General features: G+C 68.4%; 8 protein-coding genes and 1 pseudogene. 5 read left to right on the forward strand and 4 right to left on the reverse strand.

All coding sequences use genetic code 11. The features are described from left to right. Nucleotides 1-112: 112 nt before the first annotated feature. The gene (locus SSPN_RS0120215) at nt 113-736 is read right to left on the reverse strand and encodes a nitroreductase family protein (RefSeq protein ID WP_010307719.1); all 624 of its coding nucleotides are present in this window, start codon (nt 734-736) and stop codon (nt 113-115) included. A gap of 57 nt (nt 737-793) precedes the next feature. Beyond that, entirely contained in the window at nt 794-1,882 is a 1,089-nt protein-coding gene (locus SSPN_RS0120220; RefSeq protein WP_101377180.1) for a glycosyltransferase family protein, read from the reverse strand. A 426-nt stretch (nt 1,883-2,308) separates the two neighbouring features. Here SSPN_RS0120220 and SSPN_RS44730 point away from each other — a divergent pair. The 5 genes and pseudogenes from SSPN_RS44730 (at nt 2,309) to SSPN_RS0120245 (ending at nt 9,116) form a co-directional block, all read left to right on the forward strand. After that, nucleotides 2,309-3,563, forward strand: a pseudogene (locus SSPN_RS44730) (aspartate kinase). Continuing rightward, nucleotides 3,563-4,630 carry an aspartate-semialdehyde dehydrogenase gene (locus tag SSPN_RS0120230; protein ID WP_010307733.1) on the forward strand — a complete coding sequence of 356 codons (1,068 nt, stop codon included), beginning with the start codon at nt 3,563-3,565 and terminating at the stop codon, nt 4,628-4,630. The pseudogene SSPN_RS44730 and the gene SSPN_RS0120230 overlap by 1 nt, the downstream one beginning before the upstream one ends. Before the next feature lie 221 nt (nt 4,631-4,851). Then, nucleotides 4,852-6,564, forward strand: a complete 1,713-nt coding sequence (locus SSPN_RS0120235; RefSeq protein WP_010307736.1) for a bifunctional metallophosphatase/5'-nucleotidase — start codon at nt 4,852-4,854, stop codon at nt 6,562-6,564. A gap of 406 nt (nt 6,565-6,970) precedes the next feature. After that, a complete protein-coding gene (locus SSPN_RS0120240) occupies nt 6,971-8,446 on the forward strand; it encodes a gluconokinase (protein ID WP_010307740.1) in 1,476 nt (491 codons plus the stop codon). Nucleotides 8,447-8,582: 136 nt separating this feature from the next. Next, nucleotides 8,583-9,116 (forward strand): Fur family transcriptional regulator, encoded by a 534-nt coding sequence (locus tag SSPN_RS0120245; protein WP_010307742.1) that lies wholly within the window; start codon nt 8,583-8,585, stop codon nt 9,114-9,116. Nucleotides 9,117-9,468: 352 nt separating this feature from the next. Here SSPN_RS0120245 and SSPN_RS44735 read toward each other — a convergent pair whose 3' ends face one another. Both SSPN_RS44735 and SSPN_RS0120255 read right to left on the reverse strand, forming a co-directional pair. Next, nucleotides 9,469-11,289: a dynamin family protein gene (locus SSPN_RS44735; protein ID WP_010307747.1), complete on the reverse strand. Its 1,821-nt coding sequence runs from the start codon at nt 11,287-11,289 to the stop codon at nt 9,469-9,471. After that, complete coding sequence (locus SSPN_RS0120255) at nt 11,286-13,070, reverse strand: dynamin family protein (RefSeq protein WP_237710673.1); 1,785 nt, start codon at nt 13,068-13,070, stop codon at nt 11,286-11,288. The genes SSPN_RS44735 and SSPN_RS0120255 overlap by 4 nt, the downstream gene beginning before the upstream one ends. Between the last annotated feature and the right edge of the window lie 8 nt (nt 13,071-13,078).

The following is a 13,078-nucleotide window of genomic DNA, read 5'->3' on the forward strand; positions in this document are numbered from 1 at the left end:
CTCGACGGGCTTGCCCATGAGACCTTGGCCGAGGATAACTCGCCCCTGTTCCTCTTGCGCTCGCGGTCACTGAGCTGCGGAAACGAAAAACGATATTGCGCGGAGGTGGTCGTCAGAACACCGGTTCGCCCCAGGTCTCGGTGAAGACCAGCTCGGACAGCGGCTTTCGGATCCTCGGCCGCAACTCCTTCTCCTGCAGCCGCTCCGGCATGCCGTCCAGCGTGCCCAGGCTGCCGACCGCGACAGCGACGATCGGCTCGAACTCGGCCGGAATCCCGAACTCGGCACGCGCGGCGTCCCGGTCGAAGCCCGCCATCTGGTGCGCGTGCAGGCCCTCCGCGACGGCCTGCAACACCAGGTTCTCGGTCGCCAGCGCCAGCCCGTACTCGCCGTAGGGCATCGGCTCGCCGCCCTCGTCGACCACGCGCGCAACGCCGATCGCCAGCGCTGCGGCCTTGCTCGTCCAGCCCTTGTTGCCGCGCGACAACGTGCCGTGGATCCGGTCGAAGGTCGCCTCGCCCCGGCGCGCGGCGATGTACCGGGCGGGCTGGGTGTTGCCCCACGAAGGAGCCCACCGGGCCGCCTCGAACAACGCGGTGAACTGCCGGTCGGTCACCGCCGCATCCGGGTCCAACGCGCGCGGGCTCCACCGCTCGGCCAGCAGCGGGTGCAGCGGTACAGAAGTCTCCGCGGGCTTGCTCGCCGGAACTTCGACTGCGTATTCCTCGGCGGTCACGAGTACCTCCAGGGTTGCTTGCTGGCGAGTCTGGCGACCGAAGCCACCGGTTGTCCATCAGATCGCGTACTGCCACGCCGTCAGCGAGTAGGCACCGAACCACGAACCGAAGAACACCAGCAGCACCGCAGTGGTCACCGCCGTAGTCGTCCGCCGTCGCGACAACCCGATCGCAACCGGGATGAGCAGCGGGAACGCGGGCAACATCAGGCGGACCTTGGAGTACATCAACCCGTCGGAGCCCAGGTCCAGCACCACCACAGCGGCGGCGAACGCCACCAGCGGCCACGGCATCCGCTGCCGCACGCACAGCACCAGCAGCACCAGCGCGGCCAGCACTATCCACACCGTGAACGTCTCCAGCACGGACCGGTTCCCGGTCAGGGTCTTGATCACGAACGTCAAGGTGGCCTTGCCGCCGTCGAACGCCGACGACCAACCCCGCTGCTGGAGCTCGAAGTACCCGGTGAGGTTGCTCGTCTGCAGCCCGACCCAGCCGATGTAGAGCAGCATCCCGGCCGGTGCGAGCACGATCGCCAACCACGGGCGCCAGGTCTCCCGGCGGCGCACGATGGCGACCAGCGCCGCCAGCCCGACGACCGCGATCAGCGCCGCAGCCGTCGGCCGCACGAGCCCGGCGCCAGCGCAGCACAGGCCCGCGAGCAGCCAGTTCCGCTCGACGACCCCGATCAGCGCCCAGACCGCCAACGCGCAGAACAGCGCCTCGGAATACGCCATCGACAGCACCACGGACATCGGAGCCGCCGCGAACAGCACGACCAGCAGCAACCCGACCCCGTCCGAGCCGCCGATCCGACGCCCCAACCGAGCCAGGCCGTACGCGGCGACGACACCGCAGCCCAGGCTCGCGATGACCGCCGCGCCGGTGACGCTGACCCCCGGGATCCACGACAGGGCCATGATCAGCAGCGGGTAGCCGGGGAAGAACGCCAACGGCGTCTCGGGGTAGCGGTGCCCGAAGCCGTCCACCATGTTCCGGTCCACGCCGCCGTAGCCGTGCGCGGCGATCTCCAGGTACCACTGACCGTCCCAAGCCCGCAGGTTGTCGACCAGCGCTTCGTCGTTGGCGGCCGACAGCCACGCCAGCACCAGCAACCCGACCAGCCGGATTGCGAGGTAAACCACAGCCGGGCCCAAAGCGATGATCAGCCGGTGCCCTCGAGATGATCCCCCGCGCAGCCGGTCCAGCAACCCCGGTTCCGGTTGTTTCCGCTGCGTAGCCGCGGTGTTTCCGATGTCCCCCAGGGGTGGATCGATCGCTCCTGGAGTGGTGGACAACCCGGTCCTCCGCTCTTGTCGACAATCGCGTCCAACAGGGTAGTAGCGCGTTCCGGGGTTGGGGTCGGGCGGTGTCAGTTCGGTAGGCTAGTCCGGCAGCGGAGCGACCTGGTAGGAGGCCGTTTCGGCCCGGTGGGCCGACGCTGCCACCTACCCGGTCGCGGGGCCCTCCGGCCCGCCACGCGGTGTGCCGGGGCTCCTTCGTCCACTCGGTGTCAGTGCGGGGACAACCCGCGCCCGGGACGACCGCACGGTCGAGGAGGTTTGTTTCACGTGGCGCTCGTCGTCCAGAAGTACGGCGGTTCCTCACTCGAAAGTGCTGATCGCATCAAACGGGTCGCCGAACGCATCGTTGAGACCCGCAAGGCGGGCAACGATGTCGTCGTCGTGTGCTCTGCGATGGGTGACACCACAGACGAGCTGCTCGACCTCGCCAAACAGGTCAACCCGGCTCCGCCGGAGCGGGAACTCGACATGCTGCTGACCGCCGGGGAGCGGATCTCCAACGCGCTGGTCGCGATGGCGATCGAGTCGCTCGGCGCGGAGGCCCGCTCGTTCTCCGGTTCGCAGGCCGGTGTGATCACGACCTCGGCGCACCAGAACGCGCGGATCATCGACGTCAGCCCGGGCCGGGTGCAGGAGGCGCTGGAGCAGGGCCAGGTCGTCCTGGTCGCCGGCTTCCAGGGCGTCTCCCAGGACACCAAGGACATCACGACGCTCCTCAGACACCACGGCGGTCGCCGTGGCTGCCGCGATGAACGCCGACGTGTGCGAGATCTACACCGACGTCGACGGCGTGTACACGGCCGATCCACGCATCGTGCCCAACGCCAAGCACCTGGAGCGCATCACCTACGAGGAGATGCTCGAAATGGCGGCCACCGGAGCGAAGGTGCTGCACCTGCGCGCCGTCGAGTACGCACGCCGCTACAGCGTGCCGCTGCACGTCCGCTCTTCCTACTCACCCAAGCCCGGAACGATCGTGTCCGGCTCAGTGGAGGACCTTTCCGTGGAACAGGCGATGATCACCGGCGTCTCGCACGACCGGTCGGAGGCGAAGGTCACCGTGCGCGGTGTGCCCGACAACCCCGGAGTCGCGGGGCGGATCTTCCGCGTGGTCGCCGACGCCGAGATCGACATCGACATGGTGTTGCAGAACGTCTCCAGCACCGCTTCCGGGCTGACCGACATCACCTTCACGGTGGCGCGCAGCAACGGCGCGGTGGCGGTCGCCGAGCTGGAGAAGATCAAGGACGAGGTCGGCTTCGAGCAGGTCGTCTACGACGACCAGGTGGGCAAGGTCTCGCTGGTCGGCGCCGGGATGCGGTCGCACCCGGGCGTCACCGCGACGTTCTGCGAGGCGCTGTCCAACGCCGGGGTGAACATCGACATCATCAACACCTCGGAGATCCGGATTTCGGTGCTGATCCGCGACACCCAGCTCGACGACGCGGTGAGCGCCCTGCACGACGCGTTCGAGCTCGGTGGCGACGAGGAAGCCGTGGTTTACGCAGGGAGTGGCCGCTGATGGCCCAGGAGAAGAAGACACCGACGCTGGCGATCGTGGGTGCGACCGGCACGGTCGGCACCGTCATGATCGACATCATCAATCGCCGCGAGTCGGTGCCGTGGGGCGAGATCCGGCTGATCGCCTCGGCCCGGTCCGCCGGCAAGAAGATCACCGTGCGCGGCGAGGAGCTCACCGTCGTCGAGCTCGCGCCGGAGGCGTTCGACGGCGTGGACATCGCGCTGTTCGACGTGCCGGACGAGATCTCCGCGCAGTGGGCACCGGTGGCCGCCGAGCGCGGCGCGATCGCGGTGGACAACTCGGGCGCGTTCCGGATGGATCCCGACGTGCCGCTGGTGGTGCCGGAGGTCAACCCGGCGAAGGTCCACGAGCGTCCAAAGGGGATCATCGCGAACCCCAACTGCACGACGCTGTCCATGATGGCCGCGCTGGGCGCGCTGCACCGCGAATTCGGCCTCCGCGAGCTGGTGGTCTCGTCCTACCAGGCGGCTTCGGGCGCCGGGCAGGAAGGCATCGACCGGCTGTACGCGGAGATCGCGGCGGTGGCCGGCAAGGGAGTCGGCTCGCGGGCTGGCGACGTCGCCGAGGCGCTGGCCGCGGCCGGGCTGCCGGAGGAGACGCCGTTCAAGGCGCCGCTGGCGCTCAACGTGGTGCCGTGGGCCGGTTCGCGCAAGGACGACGGCTGGACCTCGGAGGAGCTGAAGGTCCGCAACGAGTCCCGCAAGATCCTCGGCATCCCGGACCTGAAGGTGTCCGCGACCTGCGTGCGGGTGCCGGTGGTGACCACGCACTCGCTGGCGGTGCACGCCGCCTTCGAGCGCGAGGTGACCGTCGAGCAGGCGCACCGCGTGTTCGAGGCGCAGCCGACGATCGTGCTGCAAGACGACCACGACAAGGGCGTGTTCCCGACCCCGGCGGGTGTGGTCGGCGGCGACCCGACCTACGTGGGCCGGGTCCGGCAGGCGCTGGACTTCCCGAACACGCTGGACTTCTTCGTCTGCGGTGACAACCTCCGCAAGGGCGCGGCGCTCAACACCTACGAGATCGCCGAAACTCTGGCGAACTGACCCACACTCCAAAGTGGATCTTAGTCGAGTGAAGGGCACCTTTGGCCAACGTCAAAGGTGCCCTTCACGCATGACCTGATCGGGTCGGGCGGAGCCAAAAGTAGTTCCCCGTTCAGTTACGGTTCGCGGCGACTTCTGGTTCGGATAGACCACATTGGGCAAGCTCCAGCGCCGAGCGCCTTTCCGCTCCGATGCGGGCGTGCGCGTTTTGGAGGAACCTGATGATTCGTCATTCCCGGTCGTTGCGGCGACTTGCCGTTTCGGCTGTCGCAGTTTGCGCCGCCGTCGGTCTCGGCGCGGTGCCTGCCGCCGCCGATCCCGCCATCACCAACATCCGGCTGCTCAGCTTCAACGACCTGCACGGCAACCTGGAGCCGCCGACCGGGTCGTCCGGGAAGGTCACGCTGGCCGACGGCAACACCGTCGACGCTGGTGGCGCCGCCTACCTCGCCGCCCACCTGAAGAACCTGCGCGGCCAGGTGAAGAACTCGATGGTGCTTAGCACCGGCGACAACATCGGCGCATCGCCGCTGTCTTCGGCGCTGTTCCACGACGAGCCGACCATCGACGTGCTGAACACGATGGGCATCACGGCTTCCGTCGTGGGCAACCACGAGCTCGACGAGGGCTACAACGAGCTGAAGCGCATCCAGAACGGCGGCTGCCACCCCGTCGACGGGTGCCAGTTCCAGCCGAAGTACAACGGTGCGAACTTCCCCTTCCTCTCAGCGAACCTGACCGCCGAGCAGACCGGTCAGCCGGCTTTCAAGCCCTACACCATCAGCAACATGAATGGCATTCCCGTCGGCGTCATCGGCGCGACGCTTGAGGATCTGCCGACTCTGGTGGCCCCGGACGGGATCAAGGGGCTGAAGGTCGGCCCGGAGATCGACGCGATCAACCGCTACGCCGACGAACTGGACCGCCACGGCGTCAAGGCCATCGTGGTGTCGATGCACCAGGGCGACAACACCGAAGGCGGCGGACCGGACGACTGCCGCACGACCCCCGGCCCGGCCCGGCGGATCGCCGAGCAGATCTCGCCCAAGGTGGACGCGGTCTTCACCGCGCACAGCCACCAGCAGTACGTGTGCAGCGTCACCGACCCGGCCGGTCAGCCCCGGCCGATGATCCAGGGCTCGTCGTTCGGCCGGATTATTTCCACTCTGGACGTTCAGGTGGACCGGCGCACCAAGGACATCGTTCGGTCCACCATCAAGGCGCAGAACCACATCGTGACGCGGGACATTCCGGGCGACCGGCAGGTGCAGACGCTAGTCGACCAGGCCGTGGAGAAGTCGAAGCCGATCGGGGACCGGCAGGTGGGCACGATCGGCGCGGAGATCACGAGGGCCGCCGCGCCGTCCGGTGAATCGCCGCTGGGCAATCTGATCGCGGATGCGCAGCTGGCGGCCACCAGGTCCGCCGGTGCCCAGATCGCCCTGATGAACCCGGGTGGCGTCCGCGACGACCTGAAGTACCCGTCCTCGCCTGCCGGGGACGGCAACGGCGTGGTGACCTACGGCGAGGCCTACACCGTGCAGCCGTTCGCCAACATCATGCAGACGATCACCCTGAGCGGTGTGCAGCTCAAGGCCGTGCTGGAGCAGCAGTGGCAGCCGAAGCCGGACGGCAGCGTCCAGGTGCGGGTGCTCCAGCCGTCCTCGACCCTGCACTACACCTGGTCGGAGTCCGCGCCGATCGGATCGAAGATCTCCGGCATCACGATCGACGGCCAAGCGGTGCAGCCGGACGCGACCTACCGGGTCAGCGCGAACAACTTCCTCGCCGCAGGCGGGGACGGGTTCAGCGCGTTGACCGGCGGCACCGAGCTGACCGGCGGCCCGATCGACCTGGACGCGTTCAACGAGTACCTGAGCGCGAACCCCGGCATCGCCCCACCGGCGACCGACCGGATCACGCGCATCGGCTGACCTCGCACGCCGACTGAAGGGCGCCTTCTTCCTGGCCACAGGAGGGAGGCGCCCGTTGCTTCGCATGTCATGAGTCAAGAAGTCGGCAGAGTTTGATCTTGCCCGGGCCGGGATTCTCCATCTTTGGAGGGGCTCCTCGTCGTTTTCGCGTGAGCGTGGGTAGGCGACCGGAGGTAGGCCTGGCGCTCGTGGCCCATCGGCTCTCGGGAGCCGAGTACCGCATGGCGTGGCAAGGCGGTGGAACGTACACGTAGAGCGATCCAATCGCTGCGAGCCTCTCGTTCGATTCGTTCGATTCGTTCGATTCGTTCGATAAGCTCGGTTCGCTCGGTTCGCTCGGTTTGCGGCCACGCGGGGCCTCGACGTGAGGGGCCTGCCTACGGCATCCGGCGGATACGTTGGCGGTATGAGTCATCCTCCGGTCGTCCTCGGAATCGATCTCGGCACCACCGCGACGAAGGTCGTCGCGGCGGGCAGCGACGCTCACGTGCTGCACCAGACCGAGCGCCGGTATCCGCTGCGCACCGAGGCGCCCGGCGAGGCGACGCAGAACGCCGTCCAGGTCCGGGACGCGGCGATCGAGGCGTTGGCCGAGTGCGTGGCTTGGGCGAAGGAACACGACCACCCGGTCGCGGCGCTGTCGTTCAGCACCTCGATGCACACCCTGGTCGGGCTCGACTCGGCCGGTGCTCCGGCCACGCGGTCGTTCAACTGGGCCGACACCCAGGCCGCAGAGGTTGCGGCGCGGCTGAGGTCCGAGGGGGACGCGGCAGCGGCCCTGCACCGGGCTACCGGGACGCCCGTGCACACGCAGTCGGTCATGGTGAAGCTGGCTTGGTTGACCGGGAGCCGCCCCGACCTGACCCGTGACGTGGTGCGGTGGTGCGCGCTGAAGGACTTCGTCGTCGCCGACTTCGTGGGCGGGTTCGTCACCGAGTACTCGCTGAGTTCGGGCAGCGGCCTGCAGGACATGGCGACGCTGCAGTGGCACGAGCCGGCGCTGGAGGTCGCGGGCATCCGGGCCGACCAGCTGCCGGAGATCCACGCGCCGACCGACGCGATGCCACTGAAACCGCAGGTCGCCAAAGCTGTCGGGCTGCCCGACGGGCTGCCGGTGGTGCTCGGCGGCGGGGACGGTCCGCTGGCCAACCTCGGCGTCGGGGCGGTCAGCTCCGGTGTCGCCGCGCTGTCGCTCGGCACCAGCGGGGCGCTGCGGGTGACCCGCGATCGGCCGGGCGTCGACGACAGGTGCCGGACGTTCAGCTACGCGATGGGTGACGGGCTCTGGGTGATCGGCGGTGCCGTGAGCAACGGCGCGGTGGTCGCGCAGTGGGCCGCGGAGTCCTTCGGGGTCGACGTCGCGGACCTGCTCGACGAGGCGGCTGCGGTGCCAGCGGGGGCGAACGGGTTGATGGCCCTGCCGTACCTGCTCGGCGAGCGGGCCCCGTGGTGGGAGCCGGGTCTGACGGGCTCGTTCGTGGGGTTGCGGCACTCGCACGGCCGGGCCGAGATGACCCGCGCCCTGGTCGAGGGCGTCGCACAGCAGCTCGCGCTGGTGCGGGACGCGGTGGCCGATTCCGGGGCAGAGGTGCGCGCGGTGCGGGTCACCGGCGGCGGGTTCCGCAGCAGGGTGTGGGCGGACGCGATCGCTGCGGCGCTCGACCTCGACCTGGAGCTGGCCGAGGGCAGCGGCGGGTCCGGGCTCGGCGCGGTGCTGCTGGCGTGGCGGGCGCTCGGTGAGTTCGACTCGTTGGAGCGCGCCGCCGAGTTGGTGACTCCTGAGAACAAGGTCTCACCGGATCCGGCGGCGGCCCGGGAGATGGCCCGCCGTCGCCCCCTGACCGAGCAGCTCCACGCGACGCTGCGCGACCTGGAGCTCTGAACCGACGCCGGCCAGGCGCGTCCGAGCGGTTGGGTCAATTGGTCGCAGCGGGCGAACCAGATGCAGCAATCCGATGCTTCATTCGGGCCTTTGTTGGTTCATACCAATTTTTTGGGGTGGCATACTGGTTCTCGCTATGACCCACAGCGCGACCAATGGCGACCACGCCACCAGCGCGGACGACCCGCGCAAACGGCTGCGCGCCGCCGGACTGCGGGTCACCAAACCACGTCTTGCCGTGCTGCAGTGGCTGGCGGGTCACCCGCACGCGACGGCCGACCAGGTGGCGACTGCGGTGCGTCGGCAGCTGGGTTCGGTGTCCACACAGGCCGTGTACGACGTGCTGAACGCGTGCCGCAACGCCGGGCTGCTGCGACGGATCGAGCCCGCTGGCCACTCGGCGCGCTTCGAAACCCGGACCGCCGACAACCACCACCACCTGGTGTGCCGCAGGTGCGGTCGAACCGAGGATGTGGACTGCGTCCACGGCGCGGCCCCATGCCTGACGCCATCATCGACGTCGGGCTACGACGTCGACGAAGCGGAAGTCGTGTTCTGGGGCTATTGCCCCAACTGCCGATCCTTAGCAACCGAGCTGCCTCAACCGGTCCCGCAGGAGTCCTCCGCGGAACAACCCGCGAGCATTACTAGGCGTTATAGCGGCTTTTGAGAATGTCGCGGTACAGCGTTGTGGTGAGTTCGCTCGTGCCTCTGAAGCGCCAAGGCTATCCACATGCCCTAGAGCTTCCGGGGCGCCCGAACTCTCCGGGGCAATCCTGGCAAGGCGCGGGTGAACGGACCGCTTGTTGCGTCTATTGAGGTGAACGGACCGTTCGCTTCACACCAGCAACCCGACGATCGAGGTTGCGTGGGTGAGGTGAACGGACCGTTTGTGACATCTACCGGAGTAAACCGGCCGTTCGCGTCACACCAGCAACCCGACGATCGAGATTGGGTGGCGGGCGACGTGGGCGTCTTCGTTTCCGCTCGACATGTCAACTCCTCCTAGGTAGCGGATCCCCTCAGTCGCGCGCGTGGGCGCCCGAGGCGTTCTGGGGCGGATGCGGGCGCTGCGCGGTCCGGTGGCCCTGCTGGTGCTGCGGACCTTGCTGCTGGTGCTGCGAGTCCTGCTGGTGGCGCTGCGAGTCCTGCTGGTGGCGCTGCGGACCTTGCTGGTGGCGCTGCGAGTCCTGCTGGTGGCGCTGCGGACCTTGCTGGTGGCGCTGCGAGTCCTGCTGGTGGCGCTGCGGACCTTGCTGGTGGCGCTGCGAGTCCTGCTGGTGGCGCTGCGGACCTTGCTGGTGGCGCTGCGAGTCCTGCTGGTGTTGCTGCGAGTCCTGCTGGTGTTGTGGGTTCGGTTGGCGCTGCGGCGTTTGCTGCTGCGGGCCGTGGACCTGGTGGATGATCAGGCGTTCGCAGCTGCGCAGGACCGTGCGGACCGCTTCGCGGTGCTGCCGGTCGTGTAGCGGGTTCACCGACTGCTCCCGCCAGCGCGCCAACGCTGCCGCCGACTCGTCGGCCAGGTCCACCGCCAACGCCGTCTCGTCCCGGCCGAGCCGCGCGTACGGCGCATTGCCGAACGCTCCCAGCAGCCGCTTCGCTTCCGCCTGGAGCGGACGGGCGAATCGCACCTGGCCGGAATCCATCGCCGACAGCAGCCGCAGCTCGTTCCACTCGTGCGCGTTTGCCAGCAGCCGCTCGAACTCGCCGCGCAACTGCTGCACGCCGGGCCGGGGATTGGCGCGCGACACCATGTCGACGGCCAGCAATGCCGATCGCGCCCGCAATGCGTCCTGCCGCTCCACGAACTGCTGGTGCACGGTTTCCTGCAGCAGGTTCAAACCGCTTTCGTCGAGTAGTGCGGCCTGCAGCTTCTTCCGCTCCGTCACGCCGCTGCGCATCAACGTCAGTGCCCGCTCGATGCCGTAATGCCCGAACCGTTCGAGCAGCCGCTGCCGGACGGGGCCCGGCGTCGATTCCATGCCGCTGTTGATGAACCGGTCCGCCGACAGCATCAGCTCGTCCTGGTCGTTCTGGGATAGCCGGGAAAGGTTGCCCAGCGCCAGGAAGTTCTCGTCGGTCATCGTCGCGACGGCCTGCCCGAGCAGCCCGATGACCGGGATGAGGTGCTGCGCGAAAGACCGCAGCGTGGGGTCGTTGCGGTAGCGCTCGGCGATTCGCTCGGCCGCTTGCAGCGCTTCCGGTCCGCCGCTGCCGGTCTCGTCGGCGCGCGAGAACGCGACGATCGTGTTGATCGGCGCGCACCGGGCCGTCTGTAATTCGTTGACGGACTGCAGGAATTGCAGGTCGGCCTGCCGCGGGTACCGCGTCAGGTACAGCACCGCGTCGGCTTCGGACAGGATCTGCGCGAGCGCCGACCGCCCGGTCTCCTGCACCGCCGCGGACGCGACGCCGGGCGTCTCGATCAGCGTGATGGCCTGCAGGCCCGGCGTCGGTGACTCGATGACCAGCCGGGCCACCTCGTCCGGCCGCCAGTGCTGCAGGTCGCGAATAATCCCGGCGTCCAAAGTGGACACAGGAACGTTCTGCACCGCGCCGTGCGGGGTGTGCACCAGGATCTTCGGTTCCGGCCCGTACTGGTAGAAGGTGTTGACCTGGGTGCGTTCCTCGGCATCGGTGGGCGCGAGCTCCGCACCGACCAGCGCGTTGATCAGCGTGGACTTGCCCGCCTTCACCCGTCCGCCGACGGCGATGCGCAGCGGCTGGTCGAGCCGTTCCAGCCGGCCGCGCAGCCACGTCGAGGTGCGCGGATCGTCCCGGTAGAACGTCATGGTGCGGATCAGCAGCGCTCGCGCGCGATCCAGCAGGGCATCGCCGCTCATGCCGCGGTGATCCGGTTCTGGGTCAGCATCGTGGCGCGCCGCTGCAGCACCGCGATCTCCTCCAGCTTCTGCCGGATGTCCCTGGCCCGCTGGTCGCGGTCGACCGCGCTGCGCTCCGCAGATCGCTTGATTTTCTGGATGGCCCGGCTGATTTCCATCTGGGCATCCTCGGTGATGCCCGTGTAGTGCGTGTGCAGGCCCCGGTGAACCCCGCGGATGGCGTCCTTGGCCTCCTTGTTCACGTGGAAGACGACCTGCTGCACGACGCTCTTGGCTTCGACCTGGCGGCGGCGAAGCCGCGTGTCCTTGTCCTCGCCGAGGCTCTTGAGGCCCAGCAGCACGCCCGCCGAGATGGATACCACGTTGATCAGGCCCAGGCCGAACACCGCCGTGGTGAACATGCCGAACATCAGCACCCCGCCGTAGGACCCGCGCAAGCCGGTGAGGAACTGGTCGAAGCGCTTGTACTCGGAGCCGGGTGGCAGCTTCGGCTCGGGCACCTCGTCCAGCGGGTCCGGCCGGGTGAGCCGCACCAGCTCGGGGATGGCCCCGCCGTGCTCGGCCAGCATCTCGTCGGCGACGTGCTCGGCTAGCTTGGCCTGGCGCAGCTCCATCCACTCGAAGGTTTCGACGATCGCGTCGGTGAGCCGGGCGGAGAGCCAGTCCAGGAATTCATCCCAGACCTCGATGGGATCCGCGGTCTCGAAGGCCTCGTTGACCTGGTGCAGCACCGCCCAGCTGCGTTCCCGGAAGTCGAACTCGATGTCGGTGAACAGCTCGGAGATGCCGTCGTTGAGCGCCTTCTGCCAGCGGCTTGAGACGCGCCGGAGGTCTTCGGCGCGGCGCTGCGCATTTTCCAGCTCGACCAGGGTTTCCGCTGCGGTGCGCGGGTTCTGCGCCGCGAGTTCGGTGCGCAGCGCGTCGTTGATCTGGGTGAGCGCCTCGGTGACGTTGTGCGCCACTAGGCGCCGGGTCAGGTTCTCGTGCTTGCCGGCCATTTCCTTGAGGAATTCCAGCAGCGGCGGGAACCCGGATTCGGCGTTGAGGTTGGTGTTCTTGGCCTGCATCGCGCGCATCCGGATGTTGGCCGAAACCGGGAAAATCTTGGCCGCTATACCTGCGTTGTCCAGGTGTTTCCGGTTGACCTCGAGGACTTTCCGCCAGTGCGGGGTCCGGTCGATCTTCGGCAGCACGAGCGCGACGTTCGGGCACAACGCGGTGGCCTGCTTGAGGAATGCCAGCTCGTTGGTGGTGAGTTCCTGGGTGGCGTCGGAGACCATCAGGAGCGCGTCGGCTTCTGCGACCACGGAGAGCGTGGTGGAGGTCAGCGACGAGGACACGCTGCCGACGCCGGGGGTGTCCATCAGTGCGAGGCCGTTCTGCAACACGGCGCGGGGGATGCCGATCTCGCTGCGGGTGACCGGGCGGCCGTGTGCGAGGGCGCGTTCCAGCTGCTCGTTGACCTGCTCGATGGGGACCGGAACACGATCCAGGGCGGCCGGGCCCTGCGCCGGCTCGTGCTCGATGAGCAGGGCGCTCGGTTCGTCGGAGTGCCGGACGAGGGTGGGCACGACGGTGGTGACGTCGTCGCCGGAGGCGCACACGGGCGCGTTCACGATCGCGTTGACCAGGGCGCTCTTGCCCTGCTTCGACTCGCCGACGACCAGCACGAGCTGCGTCGGGTCGAGCACGCGGGTGCGGATTTGCCGCAGTCGACCATGCAGATCGGCGCGTTGCTGCTCGGCACATTCCGCAGTCGCGCGATCGATCAGTTCTACCAACGCCGTCT

The organism is Saccharopolyspora spinosa NRRL 18395 (assembly GCF_000194155.1).
GTDB lineage: Bacteria > Actinomycetota > Actinomycetes > Mycobacteriales > Pseudonocardiaceae > Saccharopolyspora > Saccharopolyspora spinosa.

Excerpts from the sequence above, each read along its gene's own strand:
- SSPN_RS0120230 (WP_010307733.1), top strand. The coding sequence starts at position 3,563 with ATGGCCCAGGAGAAGAAGACACCGACGCTGGCGATCGTGGGTGCGACC.
- SSPN_RS0120235 (WP_010307736.1), top strand. The coding sequence starts at position 4,852 with ATGATTCGTCATTCCCGGTCGTTGCGGCGACTTGCCGTTTCGGCTGTC.
- SSPN_RS0120240 (WP_010307740.1), top strand. The coding sequence starts at position 6,971 with ATGAGTCATCCTCCGGTCGTCCTCGGAATCGATCTCGGCACCACCGCG.
- SSPN_RS0120245 (WP_010307742.1), top strand. The coding sequence starts at position 8,583 with ATGACCCACAGCGCGACCAATGGCGACCACGCCACCAGCGCGGACGAC.
- SSPN_RS44735 (WP_010307747.1), bottom strand. The coding sequence starts at position 11,289 with ATGAGCGGCGATGCCCTGCTGGATCGCGCGCGAGCGCTGCTGATCCGC.